This window comes from Limnohabitans sp. (assembly GCF_044373035.1).
Lineage (GTDB): Bacteria > Pseudomonadota > Gammaproteobacteria > Burkholderiales > Burkholderiaceae_C > Limnohabitans_A.
Genome location: NZ_JBILQU010000008.1, coordinates 1 through 19418 on the forward strand (window position 1 = coordinate 1; position 19418 = coordinate 19418).

The following is a 19418-nucleotide window of genomic DNA, read 5'->3' on the forward strand; positions in this document are numbered from 1 at the left end:
CCTCCAAGGGTTTTGCCGCGCCGTTTCGGGTGCCTGTCACCCATGCGGGCACCAAAGGCTTGATCGTGTTGGATCAGCTTCGGACGGTTGACAAGCTGCGCTTGGTCAAGCGGCTGGGCGCTGTGTCCGCCAAAACGTTGACGGCAGCGCTGACCACGCTGCAGGAAGTATTCGCGGAGTAAACCCTTGCGGCCTGCTTCACTGCCTCGCCATCAGCCCCGGTTTTAATCGCCCGCCTGCGCAGAGGCAGGCAAGCCAAAGACCCGGTCAAAGCACCAGGTGAACGCGATGGCATAAAAGAAAAAGAACGCCAGCAGGCCCAAGTTGGCCACCAAGGCAGCGATGAGCGAAATGTCGAGCCACAGCGACATGACGGGCAAAAGAATGATGACCAAGCCGCCTTCAAAACCAGCCCCGTGGGCCAGCCGCCTGAAAAAGGAACGGCCGCGGACCGATTGGCGCGACTCCCAGCGCTCAAAGAACCAGTTGAAGGTGTAATTCCACGTCAGCGCAATGCTCGACAACACAACCGCCAGGCCGAATGTGGAGGTGGTGGACTTGTCAAAGGCCAGGCTCAACACGGGCCCGACCACGGCGATGGCGATGGCCTCGTACAAAAGGGCCTGAAAAACGCGACGGGTGGTGGGTGTCATCTTGGGGAACGAAGTGGGTTGGTCAGCTCATCAAGAGCGCTCGCAGTCGCGAACATCAAGAAGTTAACACGTCAGGCGTTTGGCCGCCCTCACAGCCCACGAATGCCGGTGCCGCATTCGCATTGCCAACTTATTGGCCATTCTCGGACAACGGTTCGGCTGAGAACCTGCATTTGGCCGTCGCATCAAAAAACAACCATTTAGGTCATTATTTTTATTAAATTTTTATAACAATTGAATCAACTCCAACCGCTAAACTCACTGAGTTAAAACTTTTATGGAGTTCATTTTGGAAGCATCTTCACGCCATTTGATTTTTCACGGCGCAGTGGTTTTATTGGCTGCATTGTTGTACGGCGCACCTTACGCAAAAGCCATCAAATCCGGGTCAGCTGCGCAAGTAGTGAACTCTTGGCGTGTGGCACATCAAAGCCTTTGTCTGGGGGCGATTTTGATGTTCAGCGTTGCTGCAGTATTGCCTTTTTTGCCGGTCTCTGCATCGCTGAAATGGCTGATTGTTGTCTCTTTCATCACTTCAAGCTATGCGTTCACCATCGCAACCCCTTTAGCGGCCATCACCCAAGACAGGGGCTTGGCTAAAGGTGGCCAAGGCTGGGCGCGTTTGGTTTATTGGGGAAATATGACGGGCGCTTGGACTTCGTTGCTGGGTGCTGCCGCGCTCTTGGTCGCTGCAGGCCTGTCTTTATGAGACGGTCGAAATGACCATCAGGACCAGTCGCCCGCATGACGAAGCCGTTGTGGAGATGCTCAAAGCCGATCCTGAGTTTGCTAACGAGTAACTCGCTGTTGCACTGGATCAAGCCGATCAACCCGGCGGGCAGCAGGCTTTGCTGGCGGCTGTGCGGCATATGGCTGAGGCGCAAGGCATGTCTGCGGTGGCCGAGAGAGCGAGCATGCCCCGCGAAAGCTTGTACCGGGCACTCAGTCCACGCGGTAACCCCACACTCAAAACCTGGTTGGCTGTGTTGAACGCCACCGGATTGCACTTATCGGTGGTGCGGCACCACTGACTTGATTCACTGCCGCGCCGTGCGCACGTTGGGCGGCAACTTGCCCGGGGCGCTGGTACGCCAGGGGTTGATGTCCAGCCCGCCGCGCCGGGTGTAGCGGGCATACACCGTCAAGGTGGTGGGTTGGCAGCGCGTCCAGATGTCCATGAAGATGCGCTCGACGCATTGCTCATGAAACTCGTTGTGGTTGCGGAAACTCACGATGTATTGCAGCAAGCCCGCTTGCTCGATCTGCGGGCCGCTGTAGGTGATTTGCACGCTGCCCCAGTCAGGCTGGCCGGTGACCAGGCAATTGCTTTTGAGCAAGTGGCTGACCAGGGTTTCGCTCACGGGCAGTTCGTCGGTCTTGGCGCTCAAAAGGTCCGGCGCAGGCTCGTAACGGGTGCACTCGATGTCCATGCGGTCCAGGTTCAGGCCGTCGAGCTCGTGCACAGGTTCGGCGTCAAATTGCTCTTGCAACAGCAGCTTCACCCCCACGCTGGCTTGCACCGCGCCGCCGTGCCAGATGGCGGCGCTGATGTCGCGGCGGATCATGTCGCGCACCTCGTCGGCGCTTTCCAAGCGGGTGTTGTTGAAGCTGTTCAGATACAGCTTGAAGGACTTGCTCTCCACAATGTGTGTGCTTTCGGCGGGCACGGTGATGTGCGCCAGCGCCACCTGCGGCTTGCCTTTGGTGTTGAGCCAGGACAGCTCAAAAGCAGTCCACAGATCGGCCCCAAAAAACACGGGCTGACCGGTGACGCCGATCTCGGCGCGCTTGGTTGCACGCGGAATCGGGAAGAGCAAATCTGCGTCGTACTGGTCCACATAGGCGCTGGATTTGCCCAACTGAGATTGTTCTGGAGAGTTCATGCTTGCACCTTGCGACGGAAAACGAGACGGTCTGGCTCGGACACCTGGGGGTCGTAGGTGTAGCCTTCCAGATCAAAACCCAGCAGTCCTTCAGGGTGGGTGATGCGGTTTTGCACCGCGAAGCGCGCCATCAAACCACGCGCCCGCTTGGCGTTGAAGCTGATGATTTTGTATTTGCCGCCCTTGAAGTCTTCAAACACGCATTCGATCACCCGTGCCTTGAGAGTTTTGCGGTCTACCGACTTGAAATATTCTTGCGAGGCCAAGTTGACGATGACCGGGGTTTTGTCTTTGGCCAGCTGGACGTTCAGGTACTCGGCAATTTGCGGCCCCCAAAACTTGTACAGGTTGCTGCCCTTGTCGGTTTGCAGCGTGGTGCCCATTTCCAGGCGGTAGGGTTGCATCCAGTCCAGCGGGCGCAACACGCCATACAAGCCACTCAAAATGCCCACATGGGTTTGCGCCCAGTCCAGGTCTTGCGCCGACAAGGTCTTGGCGTCCAGCCCTTCGTACACATCGCCATTGAAGGCCAGCACGGCTTGCTTGGCGTTTTGGGCGGTGAACTTGGGCGTCCAGGCTTCGTAGCGGGCCACGTTCAGGGCCGACAGCGCGTCCGACAGGTCCATCAGCTCGGCGATTTGCTGGGGCGACTTTTGACGCAGCACCTCAATCAGGGCCTGCGATTGCGGCACGAACTGGGGCAGCGTGTGCGGCACGCCTGCTGCGGGGGTTTCGTAGTCCAGAGATTTGGCGGGTGACAATAAGAACAACATGCTCGACATCCTTTACTTGGACGATTATCTCGCCATCGTCAACAAGCCCGCCGGCTGGTTGGTGCATCGCACCCCACTGGACAAGGGCGAAACCCGCTTTGTGCTGCAAACCCTGCGCGACCAAATTGGGCAACACGTCTGGCCAGTGCACCGCCTGGACAAAGGCACCAGCGGCGTGCTGCTGTTTGCGCTGGATGCCGACACGGCGCGCACGCTGGGCCAGGCTTTTGAAAGCGGCGAGGGCCTGCAAAAAACCTACCGCGCTGTGGTGCGGGGCTGGCCTGCCGATTCGGGCCTGATCGATCACCCTTTGAAACGCATGCCCGACGACATGCGCACCGAGCGCCAGGAAGTGCAGCCCGCCCAAAGCCGCTTTGCGACCTTGCACCACTTTGAACTGCCGCTGCCTCAGCAGGGCTTTGCCAGCACCCGCTGCGCCGAAGTGGCTTTGGAGCCGCTCACGGGCCGCCGCCACCAGCTGCGCCGCCACATGAAGCACATCGCCCACCCCATCATGGGCGATGCCACGCACGGCAAAGGGCCGCTCAACCGGGCCGTGGCGGATTTGATCGGGCTGCAGCGGCTGTGGTTGCACGCCACACGCTTGCAACTGGCACACCCCGTGAGCGCTCAGCCACTGGCCATCGAAGCGCCATTGCCTGCTGAATGGGGACTTTGGACAACATTTCCAGAATGCCCCACCGCAGTCCGGGCTTGATGTCACGCAGCGGATAAGACCCAGCCTTTGATCTGCCTAAGATCGCACAACTTTCATTTGGCTTGGCCCCCAAATGCCGCCCAGCTGGCTGACCCAGCCCCATCTGTGACACCTTACAAGACCAACACACCATGAGCCTGCTCTTCACGCCTTTCACCTTCAACGCACCCTCCGGCCCCCTCACTTTGTCCAACCGCATCGTGGTCGCGCCCATGTGCCAGTACTCGGCCGACAACGGCCAAGCCACCGACTGGCACCTGACACACTGGACCAACCTGCTCAACAGCGGTGCGGGCCTGTTCACCATCGAGGCCACTGCCGTGTCGGCTGTGGGCCGCATCAGCCCCGGCTGCTTGGGCTTGTGGGACGACGCCACGCACGCGGCGCTGGGTGACAAACTGGAACGCGCGCGTCGCTTGGCACCCGCGATGCCCGTGTGCATTCAAATTGGCCACGCTGGCCGCAAGGCCTCGAGCGCATGTCCTTGGGACGGGGGCATGTTGATCACCCCGGCCGATGGCGGCTGGCAGCCCGTGGCGCCCAGCGCCCTGCCCCACTTGCCGCAAGAAGCGGCACCCACCGAACTGAGCCTGACCGACATCGCGCAAATCAAGGCCGACTTTGTGAACACCGCTCGGCGCAGCCAAGCGCTGGGCATTGAGGCTTTGGAAGTGCACGCGGCGCACGGCTATTTGCTGCACCAGTTTTTGTCGCCCTTGTCCAACCAGCGCACCGACCATTACGGCGGCTCGTTTGAAAACCGCATCCGCTTTCCGGTGGAAGTGTTCAAGGCGGTGCGCGAAGCCTTTGGCGGCACGCTGGGCATGCGCATCTCGGGCACCGACTGGGTGGATGGTGGCTGGACGGTCGAAGAAACCGCCGAGCTGGCCATCCGGATCAAGCAAGCCGGGGCGCAGTTTGTGCACATCTCGTCGGGTGGCGTGTCGCCTTTGCAAAAAATCGCCTTGGGGCCAGAGTACCAAGTGCACTTGGCCAAAGCCGTGAAAGCCGCCTCAGACCTGACCACCATTGCCGTGGGCCTGATCACAGAGCCCGCCCAGGCCGAAGGCGTGCTGCAACGCGGTGATGCCGATCTGGTGGCGCTGGCCCGTTCTTTCATGTACAAACCACGCTGGGGCTGGGAAGCGGCTGTGGCCCTGGACGGCACTGTCGACTCACAACACCAGTACTGGCGCAGCTTGCCCCGAGAAGCCAAAAACATTTTCAACAACGCCAAAATTGGCATGCGCTGATTTCATCAATCACAACAAGAAAGAGACACCCATGAACACACGTCGCCATTTTTCCAAACTGCTCGCCTTGGCCACCCTGTGCGCCCCGTTGGTCTTGATGGCCCAGGCCTTTCCGAGCAAGCCGATCACCCTGGTGGTGCCGGTGCCACCGGGTGGTTTGGTGGACACCTCAGCCCGCTTGATCTCCGAGCCTTTGGGCCGCTTGATCGGCCAATCGGTCGTCATCGACAACAAGGGTGGCGCCAGCGGTAACCTGGCTTACCAACAAGTGGCCCGCAGCCCCAAAGACGGCCACACCTTGTTGGTGTCTTACTCGGGTTACCACATTGCCAACCCCATCCTCATGAGCAAACTGCCATGGGAGTTGAAAGATTTGACACCCGTGGGCTTGATCACCGTGGCCACCAACGTGGTGGCGGTGCACCCCTCGGTGCCTGCCAACAACATGCGGGATTTCATCGCGTTTTTGAAGCAAAACCCGGGCAAGCTGAACTACGCGTCTCAGGGCAACGGATCGGTTTCCCACATCGGCACCGAAATCTTCAAGCAGCAAACCGCCGTGGATTTGGTGCATGTGCCTTACAAGGGTTCGGGCCAAGCCATTGCCGACGTGTTGGGGGGCCAAGTGCAGGTGTTCATGACCACACCACCTTCGGTGATGCAACACATCCAGGCGGGCAAACTCAAGGCGCTGGCGGTCACGGGCAAAAAACGCCACCCCGGCATGCCCCAAGTGCCCACCATGGCCGAAGCGGGTTACCCCAACATTGACCTGGAAGCTTGGGTGGCCCTTTACGCCCCAGCGGGCACACCCACCGCCACCCTCAACCAACTGGCCGATGCCGTCAAGCGCAGCCTGGACTTGCCCGAGAGCAAACAACGGGCTGACCAAGCGGGCATTGAGGTGCGCTTTTTGGCCCCAGCCGACATGACCAAATTGCTGGACCGCGAAATCGCCGACTGGACGCAGGCCATCAAGACGGCCAACATCAAGCTGGACTGAAAAAAGCCCCGCACGGGCGGGGCTGAAAAACGGGGCTGAAGAGCCAAGCCTCAGCGGTTTTGCCGCTGGGGCTTTTTAGTTTTTTTAAGCAGCGATCAGCTGCTGGGCCAGCGCATGCAAACGCGTGCCTGGCCGCGTCAGGTCGGTGACGATGCTGAAGTGGTTGAGGCCAGCCAGGTCTTCGCACACGGGAACGGTTTTGGGGCCCCAGGCTTGGTGGATCAAGCGGTTGTGACGCAAAAACTCGGGGCTCTCGTTGCCCCCAGCCACGGTGTACAGCACGCCTTGACGTGGGCGCTGCCACTTGGCCGGGCTGCACAGGCGCACCTGCGCGGGCGTGAGGCGCAAATCGCCCTGCACAAACGCTGTTTTGCGAATGGACTCCAAGTCAAACAGGCCCGAGATGGACAGCGCCTTGCGCACCAGGCCAGAAGGCAAATCGCGGCCCATTTTTTTCCAGTCGCAGCCCAGCAGCATGGCCGCCAAATGCCCGCCCGCCGAGTGGCCGACGGCGCTGATGTGGTTGCGGTCACCACCGTGCTCGGCAATGTGTCGCCAGACCCAGGCGGTGGCTTTGGCCATTTGAAGCGCAATGTCGGGGATGGTGACAGGCTGCTCGGGCGTGCCGGGGCACAGCGCGTAATTGACCACCACCACGCAGGTCCCCATGTCGTGCAAGGCCGGGGCCACAAAGGAATGGTCTGATTTGTCCAGACTGCGCCAGTAGCCGCCGTGGATGAAGATCACCACGGGGGCGTTCGGCTGAGTAGCCGGGAAAATGTCCAGGGTTTCACCCGGACCATCGCCATAGGGCAAATCCAGATGGCCTTTCAGGCGCTCACGTGCTTGCGCCGAGGCGTTTTGCCAATGGGCAAAGTGGTCCGCAAAGTCAGGCACCAAGGCCCGGTTGTTGTACATGCGGTCATGCCAGGCGGCGTCTTTGGTGGGCATTTTTGTCTCCAGTAAGGATTGTTCTTGGACCACCATCTTGACACACGAGGCGTCAGATTTTCATCTCCAGGCGCAACTGCACGTTGCGCCAGTTCGGCGAGGTGTTGCGTGACGTTTCGCTCACACCGTTGCCGCTGTAGGTAGACGCGGTGATGTAGTCACGAGGGGTGAGGTTGCTCACCGTCAGGCGCAAAGCGGTGGCGGGGGAAAAGCGCCATTGACCATACACGTCGAGCACGCGTTTGGTGCCCTGGTAAGCCCACTGCTGCTCGCTGCGGCGGGTGTCGTAGTCGGGGTTCCAATTCAGGTTGCCCCCCACCGTGAGCGGGATGCTGCGCACGCGGTAGTCGGCCCCCAGGTTGGCCGTCATGCCGGGCTGCTGGTCCAGCCGGTTGTCGGGGCCAGGCACCTGCTTGACCCGTGAGCTGAAGAGACTCAAGTTGCTGCGGATGTCCACCGGCAAGGCGCCTTTGCGCACTTGGTCCAGGCGAAACTTGGCTTCGAGCTCGATGCCCTGCGTGGTGGCGTCACCCAGGTTGAGCGGCGATGACACCCAGCGGTCTTGGCCAGGCGCCCAAGAGGGGCTGCTTTGCTGGGCCACGGTGTAGCGGATCAGGTCGCTGATCTGGCGGTGGAACACGTTGGCGCTGAGCACGCCACCGCCGGGCAGGTAGCGCTCAAAGGCCACATCGATGCCGGTGGCCATTTCGGGCCGCAGATCAGGGTTGCCCACACGGTCGGGGCGGGTGGGGCTGTTGGCCTCGCGCGAGGGCACGGGCCGGGCCACCAGGTTGTAGAGCGTGGGGGTTTTGTAGCTGCGTGTCAGGCTCATGCGCACCTGGTCGCGCTTGGCGGGGTCGGGCTTCCACAGCGCATGCAGCAAGGGTGTCCAGACCGAGCTGTTGTTGGACTTGAGCCCTTTTTCGCTCGTGCCTTCTGTCAGGATCGATTCGTAGCGCAAGCCGGTGTAGGCCGACCAGTTGGCGTTGATCTTGAACTCGTCTTGTGCGTAAGCGGCCCATCGGAAGGTGCGGGCCCGGATGTCGCCACCGTCCTCGTCCACGGCGGCGTTGGCCTCTTCCACGCGGCGCACGCCTTCGAGCTCCAGGCCGCTGACAATCTGGTGCCCGTTGGCCATGGCGCGGGTCCATTTGCCGTTCAGGCTGCCCGTGCGGTCGACAAAGTTTTGCGTTTCAAAACCATTGAACAGCAGCACATCGGCCGCGCCCGTCTGGTCCAGGCGAAAGTCGTACTTGGACTGGCCCAGGCCAAAGCGCACTTCCAACCGGTCATCGGCCGACAGGCGCTGCGCCCATTGGCCGTTCAGCCGGGCCATGGCAAAAATGCTTTTGTTCAGTGTCTGGGCGCTGTCAGACCGCAAGCCGCCCTCTGTTTCACGGATCTGCACTTGGCCGGGGCTGGTGTAATCCGAATACACCACAAAAGGCGTGAGCGTGAGGGTACGGCCTTGTTCGCCTCTCCACTGCAAACGGGCATTGGCGTGCAGGCCTTTGCGGTGCCCAACCGATTCGTTCAGGCGGATGCGGTCAACGCCCGGGTCGGACGTGATGACCGATGTGCTTTCGTCCGGCCGGTACTGGTCCATCAGGGACAGGGTCACCGTGCCGCTCAGGGGCTGCTTCTTGAGGTTGTGGACCCAGCTGAGCATGGTCGAGCCCTCGCCGTGCTCCTGGCTGCGGGTGATTTTGAGGTCATCGGGATTGGCTTTTTGACCCTCGCGCAAGACGATGTTGATGGTGCCCGCGATGGCCCGCGCCCCGGTTTCGGCCGTGGGGGCGCGCATGATTTCAATCTTTTCGACCTGCTCGGGGGTGAGTGAGTCGATGGAAAAGCCCGGCGGCACGCGTTCGCCGTCCAGCAAAATTTGGGTGTAACCGCCGCCCAAGCCGCGCATGCGGATAGCGCCGCCCCGGCCCGGAGCACCTTGTACCGTCACGCCCGGCAAACGCTTGAGGACTTCGCCCAAAGTCGAATCGCCTTGCTTTTCGATCTCTTCGCGGCCAATGACTATTTTTGAGGCCGAAGACTCGCGGCGCACCTCGGTGTCGTTGTTGCGGTTGCTGCGGATTTCGACCTGCCCCAAATCGGTCGCAGCCGCCGCAGGCGCGGTGGCCGAAGGGGCGCTGGGCGTCGCGCTGGCAGGGCTTTGAGCCCAAGCCCAAGCGGGCAGCAAATACAAAGCCACCCCAGCCAACAGCAAGCTTTGGGTCAGGGGATGGAGGGTGGGGGTGAAATGGGATGAACGCATGCAACTATTTTGACAGCGCCCGGCCGCTGGCGTGTGAAGCTGGCGTAAAAGCCGGGGTCAGCCTGAGGATCAGTCAGGCAGGTCCGGCTCCAGCAAACATCACTCGTCGGATTTGAACAAAGCCGCCACCTTGCGCTTGGGCTTGATGTTGGCCGAAATCGACGAGCGCGGCGCTTTGGGCACCGCATCCCAGCTGGGCGAAACGTCGGCAGGCGGTGCCTCGTAGGGCTTGCTGAAGAACGGGTCGCGGTTGATAGGTGCGGGGCGAAAGCCCCCTCGGCGCTCGCGCGGCGCTTCCAGGGCGTCACGCGGGTCAGCGTCGTCCCGGCGGCGGCTTTCAGAAGCGCGGGCGCGGGGTCGATCATCGGAGCGTGCGCCCCACTTCTCGGGCGCGGGGCCTGCGGGGGCGGTGTCCAGCTGCAGGGTTTCAACTTCCAGCTTTTTCTTGATCAGCTTTTCGATGTCGCCCACCAAACGGGTGTCCGAGGGGCTGACCAAGGTCACGGCCAGACCCGACGCACCGGCACGTCCAGTGCGGCCAATGCGGTGCACATAGTCTTCGGCGTTGTAGGGCACATCGAAGTTGAACACCGCGGGCACGTCCTTGATGTCCAGACCGCGCGCGGCCACATCGGTGCAGACCAGCAAATCGACCTCGCCTTGCTTGAAGGCTTCAAGGGCCTTCAGGCGCTCGTCTTGGCTTTTGTCACCGTGCAGCGCAGCGGTTTTGAGGCCTTCACGCTCCAGCGAACGGGCCAAACGGCCGCAGCCGAGCTTGCTGTTCACAAAGATGAAGGCCTGCTTGATGCCCCGGTCGTCCAGCACTTTGCGGATCACACGGCGCTTGTCGTCGTCTTGGGCGACGTAAAACCGCTGCTCGACAGTGGACGCGGTTTCGTTGGGCCGGGCCACCTCGATGGTGATGGGGTTTTGCAGGTAGCTGCTTGCCAGGCGCTTGATTTCAGGTGAAAAAGTGGCCGAGAACAGCAAGGTGGTGCGCTGCTTTGGCAGGTAACTCAGAATGCGTTGCAGATCGGGCAAAAAGCCGATGTCCAGCATGCGGTCGGCTTCGTCGAGCACCACGTATTCGACTTGGTTGAGCACCGCGTTTTTGGCTTCAATGTGGTCGAGCAAACGTCCTGGCGTAGCGACCAGCACCTCAACGCCTTTTTTCAGCTCCAGCGTTTGGGGCTTCATGTCCATGCCACCGAACACCACCGTGCTGCGCAGCTGGGTGTACTTGGCGTACATCTTGATCTGCTGGGCGACCTGATCGGCCAGTTCGCGCGTGGGCAACAACACCAAAGCGCGCACAGGGTGACGGGCCGGTGAGGTCGAGGGGTTTTCGTGCTTGAGCAGGCGTTGCAGCAAAGGCAGCGAAAACGCCGCCGTTTTGCCGGTGCCCGTTTGGGCTGCGCCCATCACGTCCTGGCCCGTCAACACCACCGGAATGGCTTGGGCCTGGATAGGGGTCATGGATTCGTAGCCCATTTCGGCTACGGCTCGTGCCAGCGTGGGCGCCAGCGATAAATTGGAAAAAGAGTCGGTCATTAACCCGCTATTGTCGCATTTTGAACTGCCATTGCCAAAAATGCCAACCGGGACCGGGCTCCAGAGCCCAAACCGGGGAGCAAACTGACCACCGGGGAGGGTCCATCAGGCCAGGCGACGGCTCAGCGATGGGAAAGCCGTCTTTTTGTGGGGCGCTTTGGCCGGAGCTGCACGCAAGGCAACATTGGCGACGCTCAGCATGTCGGAGACCAAGGCATTTGCGCGGTCGTGCGCGCCATGACGATTGGACTCAAAGGCCAAACGGGTGGATTGGGCCATCTGGGCCACAAAGTTTTGCGGGTAATCCCGAACCTGAAACCCCCGCAGGTTCATCACCTTCATGAAGGCATTGGCTGCCTCTTCTACGGCTTGTTGGTATTCCTGGCTGGCTTCTGGAGACATAGGGACCTCGGTCATGGATGGGTTGATTGAGCCCATACATAACGCGGCCAAAGGCCATTAGGCATACACAACCGTATCAAATTGTGCATTGACTGCCCGAAAGATGCCTCAAAACACCCTTTGCCGCCTGCTGACCACTGGCCAGGCAGGCCGTCAGCAGGTAGCCGCCGGTGGGCGCTTCCCAGTCGAGCATCTCACCCGCACAAAACACGCCCGGGCGGGCCGAGAGCATCAAATCAGGCCCCATGGCCTGCAAAGCCACCCCTCCGGCGGTACTGATCGCCTCGGCCACGGGCCGGGCACGCTTCAAGGGCACAGGCAAAGCTTTGATGCTCGCGGCCAAGGCTTCGGACTGGGCCAAAGTCCCGGGGGGACACAGCTCGAACAGCAAGCCCATCTTCGCGCCGTCCAGGCCCAGTCGGCTTTTGAGATGGCTGCTGAGGCTGCGGCTGCCGCGCGGCCAAGCAACGTCCTTGAGAACCTGCTCAGGTGTTTTGTCGGGCAACAAGTCCAGCAGCAAACAGGCCTGCCCGCGCTCGGCCAGGTCGTCGCGCAGCAAGGCCGATGCGGCGTACACCAGGCTGCCTTCCAGCCCGGTGTCGGTGATCACAAACTCACCCTTGCGCTCAAAACGAGGGGGCTGCGCCGCCGCGTCTGGCGCTGGAACGGTGAGCACCACCGATTTGAGCGGATGCCCGGCAAACTTGTCCTTGAAGTGCGCTGTCCAGCCCTGGCCCTCTCGCCCCAGCACATCAAAGCCGCAATTGGCGGGCTTCAAAGGGGCGACCTCGACGCCCTGGTCCTGCAAATGGGCCAGCCAAGCGCCATCCGAGCCCAGTTGGGGCCAGCTGGCCCCGCCCAGCGCCAGCACCGTGGTCCCCGCATTGACCAGCAGCGGCGAGGCATCGCCCCGACGGCCAAACACCAGGCGGTCGCTTTGCCAGCCCAGCCAACGGTGTCGCATGTGAAACTGCACCGGGACACCGCTGACAGGGTGACGCAACCGCTGCAGCCAAGCACGCAGCAAAGGCGCCGCTTTCATTTCGGCCGGAAAAACACGGTCTGAAGTGCCTACAAAAGTACCCACGCCCAAGCTCTGCGCCCAGTCGCGCACACCCTGGGCGTCCAGTTGGGAGAGCCACTGGCTGACCTCGGTTTGGCGAGCGCCAAAACGGGTGTTGAACAAAGCCGAGGGTTCGGCATGGGTGAGGTTCAAGCCGCCCTTGCCTGCCAGCAAAAACTTGCGCCCCACCGACGGCATGGCGTCAAACAGGTGCACCTGCAGACCTGCTTGCGACAGCAGTTCGGCCGCCATCAAGCCAGCGGGGCCCCCTCCCACAATGGCCACATCTATCGATAGCTCAAGTGCGCCGGGAAAATCTGAAGTCGGTTCTGGAAGGCTCATGTAGTTGTGGTCTGGCAAGGGAACTGAGGCATGCGGGTGAGCATAGTTTCTGTCAAAATAGACTTCACTTTAGCCGCATATCAATGTTTTAAGGAATAGGCCATGGCCAGCGATTTGATCAAACACACCACAGACGCCACTTTCGAAGCCGACGTGCTCCAGTCGAGCCAGCCCGTGGTGGTCGACTTTTGGGCCGAATGGTGCGGCCCCTGCAAAATGATTGCCCCCATCCTCGACGAAGTGGCCAGCGCCTACGAAGGCAAGCTGCAAATTGCCAAGATGAATGTCGACGACAACCGCGACATCCCCGCCAAGTTCGGCATTCGCGGCATCCCCACGCTCATGATCTTCAAGGACGGCCAACTCGCCGCCACCAAAGTGGGGGCCATGAGCAAGTCTCAATTGACCGCCTTCATCGACCAGCAACTGGCTTGATGCGTGCATGCCGTCCGGCAGTGCCGGACGTGCCACCCGCAACCGGGCCTTGATGGTCCGGTTTTTTGTTTTCGAGGCCGAACGAAAACCTGTCATAATTTCCAGCAGGCAACTCGAACACGGGACAGCGCCAAGACTGCCGGAAGCACAAGCCCCCAACCCCGGGCGGCATCCGGTTCAGAACATTCCACCCGGTTATCTCCTAAAACGGTTCACAACGAACCGATTCGCCACAGGCCCCATCCCATGCATTTGAACGAACTCAAGGCACTTCATGTGTCCGAACTCCTGAAGCAAGCCGACACGCTCGAAATCGAGAACACGGGCCGCATGCGCAAACAGGAGCTGATGTTTGCCATCATCAAAAAACGCGCCAAAGGGGGCGAACAGGTCTTTGCTGACGGCGTGCTCGAGATATTGCCCGACGGTTTTGGCTTTCTGCGCAGCCCCGACTCGAGCTACACGGCCAGCACCGACGACATCTACATCAGCCCCAGCCAGGTGCGCCGCTTTAACCTGCACACGGGCGACATGATCGAAGGCGAAGTGCGCATCCCCAAAGACGGCGAGCGCTACTTTGCCCTGACCAAGCTGGACAAGGTCAACGACGACCTGCCCGAGAACAACAAACACAAGGTGATGTTCGAGAACCTGACGCCTTTGTTCCCCAAAGAACAAATGCGCCTGGAGCGTGACATCAAGGGCGAAGAAAACATCACCAGCCGTGTGATCGACATCATTGCCCCACTCGGCCGCGGCCAGCGCGCCTTGATCGTCGCGCAGCCCAAGTCGGGCAAGACGGTGATGATGCAGCAGATCGCGCATGCCATCACCGCCAACTACCCCGATGTGCACCTGATGGTCTTGCTGGTCGATGAGCGCCCTGAAGAAGTGACCGAAATGCAACGCAATGTGCGTGGCGAAGTGATCTCCTCCACCTTCGACGAACCCGCTTCGCGCCACGTTCACGTGGCCGAGATGGTGATCGAGCGCGCCAAGCGTTTGGTGGAGCTGAAAAAAGACGTGGTGATCTTGCTGGACTCGATCACCCGCCTGGCCCGCGCTTACAACAACGTGGTGCCTTCGTCGGGCAAAGTGTTGTCGGGTGGCGTGGACGCCAACGCCCTGCAGCGCCCCAAGCGCTTTTTTGGCGCGGCCCGCAATGTGGAAGAAGGCGGCAGCCTCACCATCATCGCCACGGCCTTGGTCGACACCGGCAGCCGCATGGACGAGGTGATCTTTGAAGAATTCAAAGGCACCGGCAACTGCGAAATCCATTTGGAACGCCGTTTGTACGAAAAGCGGGTGTTCCCAGCCATCAACCTGAACCGCAGCGGCACGCGCCGCGAAGAGTTGCTGCTCCAGCCCGAAGTGCTGCAAAAAACCCGCATCCTGCGTCAGTTCATGTACAACATGGACGAAATCGAGGCGATGGAGATGGTTTTGAAGAGCATGAAAGCCACCAAGAACAACTCCGAGTTCTTTGACATGATGCGACGCGGCGGTTGATACCCTATAATCCACGGTTTTGCGGAAAGTGCTCCCGGATAGGCTGAGGAGTGGCTGCCGTAGCAAAAATAAAAGGATTTCCCCATGAAAGACGGCATTCACCCCAACTACCGTGAAGTTTGCTTCCAAGACATGTCCAATGGTTTCAAGTTCGTGACCCGTTCATGCGCCAACACCAAAGAGATGATCAAAATGGAAGACGGCCGCGAGCTGCCTTTGTACAAGCTGGACACGACCAGCGAGTCGCACCCGTTCTACACCGGCACGCAAAAGTCGGTCGACAACATGGGCGGCCGCGTCGAGAAGTTCCGCAACCGTTTCGGCAAAACCACCACCATCGCCAAGTAATTCGCGAATCGGTGAACCCCCAAGGGCAGCCCGGGCAACCGGCCTGCCCTTTTTGCATGGGCCCGCACCCGCCCGCATGGTTTTTCTAAAATACAAAATCCAGCATCCCAGCCTTTGACCCACACCTGATTTCCCTTGCCACCGTGAACCTGCCCACCCCCGCCATCGTTGCCCAAAGTGCTGTGCGCAGACTGCCGCGCCCAGCCTTGCTCTTGCTGTGTGTGGTCTATGTTTTGGCTGGTTTTTGGGACCGTGCGCCCTGGAAATCGCAAGACCTGGAAGCCTTGGGCTACATGCTGCAACTGGCCCAGCCTGCGTTGGGAGAAACGGCCAATTGGTTCAGGCCCAGCTTGTTGGGTCAGCACGACCCGCAACTGGCTTTGCTGCCCTTTTGGCTAGGGGCCGGCTTCCTTCAATGGGCACCTGCGGGATGGGAAGTCACGTTTTCCCGACTGCCCTTTATCGGGATGCTGGGCCTGACATTGGCCGCCACCTGGTACGCCGTGTACGCCCTGGCACGGCACCCCGCAGCTCAGCCAGTGGCTTTTGCCTTTGGTGGCGAGGCCAAACCAGGCGACTATGCCCGCGCTTTGGCGGACGGCGGACTGCTGGCTTTGCTGGCCTGTCTGGGCTTGGCTCGGCTGGCGCATGAAGCCACCCCAGCGCTCAGCCAACTGTGTTTTGCATCGCTGATTTTTGTGGGCCTGTCCACCTTGCCGCGCTGGCGCTTGCTCAGTGGACTGGCCGTGGTTGTGGGCATGATGGGCCTGACGCTGTCAGGGGCGCCCAGTGTGGCCCTGTGGCTGGGCGTGGGTGGCTCGCTGATTCGTGCCGTGGCGACCATCGACCCCGTACAGGGTCGCCTGCGCATGCTCGACTTGGGGCTGCTGGCTTTGCTGTGCCTGCTGTGCATCACCACCGCAGGGGTCCTCGATTTGTGGCGCTGGCGCGTGGTGCCTCACACCTTGCTGGATGTGCACATCCTGGCCAAGCTCATGCTGTGGTTCACCTGGCCAGCCTGGCCTTTGGCGCTGTGGTCCTTGTGGCGCTGGCGGGGCCAGCTGTCGCAAGTTTGGCGCTATCCGCACTTGGCTTTGCCGTTGTGGTTCGTCACCGTCACGGTGGGGGCCACCTGGTTCACCGGCTTTTCTGACCGGGCCCTGCTCTTGGCTTTGCCCGGTGTTGCCGCACTGGCCGCTTTTGCGCTGCCCACTTTGCGGCGCAGCCTCGGGGCCTTGATCGACTGGTTCACCCTGCTGTTTTTCAGCATTTGCGCACTCACCATCTGGGTGGTCTGGATCGCCATGCAAACAGGCTTTCCGGCCCAACCTGCGGCCAACGTGGCCAAACTGGCCCCCGGCTTTTTACCGGCGTTTTCGGCCCCGGCATTTGCATTGGCCTTGTTGGCTACCCTGGCCTGGGCTGGCCTGGTCAAGTGGCGCATTGGCCACCACCGCGCTGCCATCTGGAAAAGCATGGTCTTGCCGGCCTCGGGTGCTGTGCTGTGCTGGCTGCTGCTCATGAGCCTGTGGCTGCCCTTGCTCAACTTTGCCCGCAGCTACGGCCCCACGGTGCAAAAAGTGCAAGTCGTCACCGGCACCGCCCGTTGCTTGCAATACGCGGGCATCAGTCAGGCCCAAGGCGCGGCCCTGTTGTTTCACGCCCAGGTGCGTCTGCAAGCGGCCACCCAGCCCAGCGCGGAGTGTCCCTGGCTGGTCATGGACGAAAAGAACCTGCCCTTGCTGGACGAACGCCTCCAAGCCCTGGGCTGGACCCTCGAGGCCACAGCCGCCCGATTGGGTGAGCGCAGCGACCGCCTGCTGATCTTGCGCCCCTCACAGCCACACCAACACGACACGCCCACCCAGCCAGACGCGGCCCGCAACTGAGCCATGTCTGAGCTGCGCACCATCTCCCGCCATGCGGGTACTGTGCTGGTCGGGCAGCTGGCCGTCATGGCCTTTGGCGTGGCCGACACGGTGATTGCCGGGCGCTACAGCCCGCATGCGCTGGCCGTGCTGTCCGTGGCCTCGTCCATTTACATCAGCATTTATGTGGCGCTCAATGGCATGATGCAAGCGCTGCTACCGGTCTGGGCCGAGCTGCATGGCGGCAACCGACGCGCTGAGATCGGGCGCTCGGTGCGCCAAGCGCTGTACATCTCGGCGTTCGCGGCAGCGCTGGGCTTCATCGGTTTGTGGTTTCCCGACCCTTGGTTGTCATGGACCCAAGTGCCCACCGAGTTGTGGCCTGATGTGCGGGCCTATTTGCGCGTGCTGGCGGTGGCGTTGGTGCCTTCCTTGCTGTTTCGCATGTACAGCACGCTCAACCAAAGCTTGGGCTACCCGCGCCTGGTGACCTGGCTGCAAGCGGGCGCTTTGCTGGTCAAGATTCCTTTGTCGGTGCTGCTGACCTTTGGCGCTGGCGATGCGCCGGGCCTGGGCGTGGTGGGCTGCGCCTGGGCCACGCTCGCGGTGAACAGCCTGATGATGCTCACCGGGCTGTGGCTCTTGCGGACGCAAGACATTTACCGCCCCGACCAGTTGTGGCGTCTGCCTGAAAAACCCCAGTGGCCTGTGCTGCGACACTTTTTGCGCCTGGGCGTGCCTGCCGGGCTCTCCGTCATGGTGGAGGTGACGTCATTCACCCTGATGGCGCTGTTCATTGCGCGCTTGGGCTCGGTGGCTTCGGCCAGTCACCAGATTGCGGCCAGCCTGGCCTCGGTGCTGTACATGGTGCCGATGGCTCTGGGCATTGCCAGCAGCGCCCGCACCGCTTACTGGTTGGGCGCAGGTAACCCCCAGCGCGCCCGGCAAGCAGCGGGCCTGGGCATTGGCCTGACCATCGGCGCGGCCGTGCTGTGCGCTGCAGCCTTGCTGCTGGGCCGCGAAACGATTGCCCACGCATTCACCAACGACCCTCTGGTGGCACAAACCGCCATGGTGTGGCTGGTCTGGGTGGCTATTTTCCACATGACCGATGCGGTGCAGGTGGTCTGCGCATTCTTGCTGCGTTGCTACCGCGTCACCATCGCGCCGCTGCTGATCTACACCGCTTTTTTATGGGGCTTGGGCCTGTATGGCGGCTACCTGTGGGCCTACGACGACTCCGCGCTGAATGGCTGGCTGCAATGGACCGGCCGCCCGGCTGTGGACACTTTCTGGATCAGCAGCAGCTTGGCTCTGGCGACCGTATCTGCGCTGTTTGCGGCGCTGGTGTGGCGTGTGTCACGGCCTGGCACAGGCTCAACCGCTCAGGACTGAAGCACTGACCAAGGGCTTAGACCTGGCCTGAATTCATCAAAAATTCACACAAAACAACGACAGTTGCTTTTTTGATGATGCCCCACACCATGACGCCCACACACGCCATCGATGAAACCCAAATGCGCCAGCTGCGCGAAGACCTGCTGGACAGCATGGACGAGGAGCTTGAGCTGGAGCTCGACGACCGTTGTGGCGCTGAATCAGCCACCAACGATGCCCAAGCAGGTGACCGCATCCGTTATTTTCGTGAACTCCTGCGCCTGCAGTCCGAGCTGGTGATGCTGCAAGACTGGGTGGTCAAAACCGGCCACCGCATGGTCATCTTGTTTGAGGGGCGCGACGCTGCAGGCAAAGGCGGCGTGATCAATCGCATCACCCAGCGCCTGAACCCCCGCGTGTGTCGCGTGGCCGCACTGCCCGCGCCCAACGACCGCGAAAAAACCCAGTGGTACTTTCAGCGCTACATCTCGCACCTGCCCGCTGCGGGCGAAATCGTGTTGTTTGACCGCAGCTGGTACAACCGCGCTGGCGTCGAAAAAGTCATGGGGTTTTGCAACGATGACGAATACGAAGAGTTCTTCCGCTCGGTGCCAGAGTTCGAAAAAATGCTGGTGCGCAGTGGCATTCAGCTCGTGAAATACTGGTTCTCCATCACCGATGACGAGCAACACGCCCGTTTTTTAGGCCGCATCCACGACCCGCTCAAGCAGTGGAAGCTCAGCCCCATGGACCTGGAAAGCCGCCGCCGCTGGGAAGACTACACCCGTGCCAAGGAAACCATGATCGAGCGCACACACATTCCTGAAGCACCCTGGTGGGTGGTGCAAGCGGTCGACAAGAAAAAAGCCCGACTCAATTGCATTGACCACTTGTTGGCACAGGTGCCCTACCACGAGGTCGAGCACCCGCAAGTTGAACTGCCCGGACGGGTACGCAACCCCGACTACATCCGTCACCCGGTGCCTGCGGACATGATCGTGCCCGAGAAGTATTGACGTT

Annotated in this window: 19 protein-coding genes and 1 pseudogene; 12 read left to right on the forward strand and 8 right to left on the reverse strand. The window is 61.1% G+C overall.

Features of this window, described 5'->3' with window-relative positions; genetic code table 11:
* Positions 1–182 (forward strand): type II toxin-antitoxin system PemK/MazF family toxin (locus ACIQ47_RS02480; protein ID WP_396436683.1); only part of this gene is annotated, 182 nt, incomplete at its 5' end.
* A 42-nt stretch (positions 183–224) separates the two neighbouring features.
* Here ACIQ47_RS02480 and ACIQ47_RS02485 read toward each other — a convergent pair.
* Positions 225–653: a PACE efflux transporter gene (locus ACIQ47_RS02485; RefSeq protein ID WP_396436684.1), complete on the reverse strand. Its 429-nt coding sequence runs from the start codon at positions 651–653 to the stop codon at positions 225–227.
* Positions 654–930: 277 nt separating this feature from the next.
* On the opposite strand from ACIQ47_RS02485, the gene ACIQ47_RS02490 reads away from it, so the two are divergent.
* Both ACIQ47_RS02490 and ACIQ47_RS02495 read left to right on the forward strand, forming a co-directional pair.
* The gene (locus ACIQ47_RS02490) at positions 931–1362 is read left to right on the forward strand and encodes a hypothetical protein (protein ID WP_396436685.1); all 432 of its coding nucleotides are present in this window, start codon (positions 931–933) and stop codon (positions 1360–1362) included.
* A 10-nt stretch (positions 1363–1372) separates the two neighbouring features.
* Positions 1373–1684: pseudogene (locus ACIQ47_RS02495) on the forward strand (addiction module antidote protein).
* A 6-nt stretch (positions 1685–1690) separates the two neighbouring features.
* Here ACIQ47_RS02495 and queF read toward each other — a convergent pair.
* Both queF and yaaA read right to left on the reverse strand, forming a co-directional pair.
* Entirely contained in the window at positions 1691–2536 is an 846-nt protein-coding gene (gene queF, locus ACIQ47_RS02500) for an NADPH-dependent 7-cyano-7-deazaguanine reductase QueF (RefSeq protein WP_396436686.1), read from the reverse strand.
* A complete protein-coding gene (gene yaaA / locus ACIQ47_RS02505; RefSeq protein ID WP_396436687.1) occupies positions 2533–3309 on the reverse strand; it encodes a peroxide stress protein YaaA in 777 nt (258 codons plus the stop codon). Before yaaA ends, queF begins: the two co-directional genes overlap by 4 nt.
* Between yaaA and ACIQ47_RS02510 the strand changes: the two genes are divergently transcribed.
* The 3 genes from ACIQ47_RS02510 (at position 3308) to ACIQ47_RS02520 (ending at position 6283) form a co-directional block, all read left to right on the forward strand.
* Positions 3308–4027 carry a pseudouridine synthase gene (locus tag ACIQ47_RS02510; protein WP_396436688.1) on the forward strand — a complete coding sequence of 240 codons (720 nt, stop codon included), beginning with the start codon at positions 3308–3310 and terminating at the stop codon, positions 4025–4027. The two genes, yaaA and ACIQ47_RS02510, sit on opposite strands and share 2 nt — an antisense overlap.
* A 131-nt stretch (positions 4028–4158) precedes the next feature.
* Complete coding sequence (locus ACIQ47_RS02515; RefSeq protein WP_396436689.1) at positions 4159–5280, forward strand: NADH:flavin oxidoreductase/NADH oxidase; 1122 nt, start codon at positions 4159–4161, stop codon at positions 5278–5280.
* A 31-nt stretch (positions 5281–5311) separates the two neighbouring features.
* Positions 5312–6283: a Bug family tripartite tricarboxylate transporter substrate binding protein gene (locus ACIQ47_RS02520; RefSeq protein ID WP_396436690.1), complete on the forward strand. Its 972-nt coding sequence runs from the start codon at positions 5312–5314 to the stop codon at positions 6281–6283.
* Positions 6284–6367: 84 nt separating this feature from the next.
* Here the strand turns inward: ACIQ47_RS02520 and ACIQ47_RS02525 are convergent, their stop codons facing one another.
* The 5 genes from ACIQ47_RS02525 to ACIQ47_RS02545 all read right to left on the reverse strand — a co-directional run bounded on the left by ACIQ47_RS02525 (position 6368) and on the right by ACIQ47_RS02545 (position 12861).
* Complete coding sequence (locus ACIQ47_RS02525; protein ID WP_396436691.1) at positions 6368–7234, reverse strand: alpha/beta hydrolase; 867 nt, start codon at positions 7232–7234, stop codon at positions 6368–6370.
* A 52-nt stretch (positions 7235–7286) separates the two neighbouring features.
* The gene (locus ACIQ47_RS02530) at positions 7287–9503 is read right to left on the reverse strand and encodes a TonB-dependent receptor plug domain-containing protein (RefSeq protein WP_396436692.1); all 2217 of its coding nucleotides are present in this window, start codon (positions 9501–9503) and stop codon (positions 7287–7289) included.
* Between the two features lie 99 nt (positions 9504–9602).
* Entirely contained in the window at positions 9603–11054 is a 1452-nt protein-coding gene (locus ACIQ47_RS02535) for a DEAD/DEAH box helicase (RefSeq protein WP_396436693.1), read from the reverse strand.
* Between the two features lie 105 nt (positions 11055–11159).
* On the reverse strand, positions 11160–11471 hold the full coding sequence (locus ACIQ47_RS02540; protein WP_396436694.1) for a hypothetical protein: 312 nt from the start codon (positions 11469–11471) through the stop codon (positions 11160–11162).
* A gap of 61 nt (positions 11472–11532) precedes the next feature.
* Positions 11533–12861 carry a TIGR03862 family flavoprotein gene (locus ACIQ47_RS02545; RefSeq protein ID WP_396436695.1) on the reverse strand — a complete coding sequence of 443 codons (1329 nt, stop codon included), beginning with the start codon at positions 12859–12861 and terminating at the stop codon, positions 11533–11535.
* 102 nt (positions 12862–12963) lie between these two features.
* On the opposite strand from ACIQ47_RS02545, the gene trxA reads away from it, so the two are divergent.
* From trxA to ppk2, 6 genes are all read left to right on the forward strand, one after another.
* On the forward strand, positions 12964–13296 hold the full coding sequence (gene trxA, locus ACIQ47_RS02550; RefSeq protein ID WP_396436696.1) for a thioredoxin TrxA: 333 nt from the start codon (positions 12964–12966) through the stop codon (positions 13294–13296).
* 246 nt (positions 13297–13542) lie between these two features.
* Positions 13543–14805 (forward strand): transcription termination factor Rho, encoded by a 1263-nt coding sequence (rho, locus tag ACIQ47_RS02555; RefSeq protein ID WP_108352340.1) that lies wholly within the window; start codon positions 13543–13545, stop codon positions 14803–14805.
* Between the two features lie 84 nt (positions 14806–14889).
* A complete protein-coding gene (locus ACIQ47_RS02560; RefSeq protein ID WP_396436697.1) occupies positions 14890–15153 on the forward strand; it encodes a type B 50S ribosomal protein L31 in 264 nt (87 codons plus the stop codon).
* Between the two features lie 143 nt (positions 15154–15296).
* A complete protein-coding gene (locus ACIQ47_RS02565) occupies positions 15297–17042 on the forward strand; it encodes a hypothetical protein (RefSeq protein WP_396436698.1) in 1746 nt (581 codons plus the stop codon).
* 3 nt (positions 17043–17045) lie between these two features.
* Positions 17046–18416, forward strand: a complete 1371-nt coding sequence (locus ACIQ47_RS02570) for an MATE family efflux transporter (protein ID WP_396436699.1) — start codon at positions 17046–17048, stop codon at positions 18414–18416.
* 77 nt (positions 18417–18493) lie between these two features.
* The gene (gene ppk2, locus ACIQ47_RS02575) at positions 18494–19414 is read left to right on the forward strand and encodes a polyphosphate kinase 2 (RefSeq protein WP_396436737.1); all 921 of its coding nucleotides are present in this window, start codon (positions 18494–18496) and stop codon (positions 19412–19414) included.
* Positions 19415–19418: the final 4 nt, after the last annotated feature.

Coding starts and splice junctions, on each gene's coding strand:
- ACIQ47_RS02540 (WP_396436694.1), bottom strand. CDS start 11,471: ATGACCGAGGTCCCTATGTCTCCAGAAGCCAGCCAGGAATACCAACAA.
- ACIQ47_RS02530 (WP_396436692.1), bottom strand. CDS start 9,503: ATGCGTTCATCCCATTTCACCCCCACCCTCCATCCCCTGACCCAAAGC.
- ACIQ47_RS02490 (WP_396436685.1), top strand. CDS start 931: ATGGAGTTCATTTTGGAAGCATCTTCACGCCATTTGATTTTTCACGGC.
- ACIQ47_RS02535 (WP_396436693.1), bottom strand. CDS start 11,054: ATGACCGACTCTTTTTCCAATTTATCGCTGGCGCCCACGCTGGCACGA.
- ACIQ47_RS02520 (WP_396436690.1), top strand. CDS start 5,312: ATGAACACACGTCGCCATTTTTCCAAACTGCTCGCCTTGGCCACCCTG.
- ACIQ47_RS02560 (WP_396436697.1), top strand. CDS start 14,890: ATGAAAGACGGCATTCACCCCAACTACCGTGAAGTTTGCTTCCAAGAC.
- trxA (WP_396436696.1), top strand. CDS start 12,964: ATGGCCAGCGATTTGATCAAACACACCACAGACGCCACTTTCGAAGCC.
- ACIQ47_RS02485 (WP_396436684.1), bottom strand. CDS start 653: ATGACACCCACCACCCGTCGCGTTTTTCAGGCCCTTTTGTACGAGGCC.
- ACIQ47_RS02545 (WP_396436695.1), bottom strand. CDS start 12,861: ATGAGCCTTCCAGAACCGACTTCAGATTTTCCCGGCGCACTTGAGCTA.
- ppk2 (WP_396436737.1), top strand. CDS start 18,494: ATGCCCCACACCATGACGCCCACACACGCCATCGATGAAACCCAAATG.
- ACIQ47_RS02525 (WP_396436691.1), bottom strand. CDS start 7,234: ATGCCCACCAAAGACGCCGCCTGGCATGACCGCATGTACAACAACCGG.
- yaaA (WP_396436687.1), bottom strand. CDS start 3,309: ATGTTGTTCTTATTGTCACCCGCCAAATCTCTGGACTACGAAACCCCC.
- queF (WP_396436686.1), bottom strand. CDS start 2,536: ATGAACTCTCCAGAACAATCTCAGTTGGGCAAATCCAGCGCCTATGTG.
- ACIQ47_RS02510 (WP_396436688.1), top strand. CDS start 3,308: ATGCTCGACATCCTTTACTTGGACGATTATCTCGCCATCGTCAACAAG.
- ACIQ47_RS02570 (WP_396436699.1), top strand. CDS start 17,046: ATGTCTGAGCTGCGCACCATCTCCCGCCATGCGGGTACTGTGCTGGTC.
- rho (WP_108352340.1), top strand. CDS start 13,543: ATGCATTTGAACGAACTCAAGGCACTTCATGTGTCCGAACTCCTGAAG.
- ACIQ47_RS02515 (WP_396436689.1), top strand. CDS start 4,159: ATGAGCCTGCTCTTCACGCCTTTCACCTTCAACGCACCCTCCGGCCCC.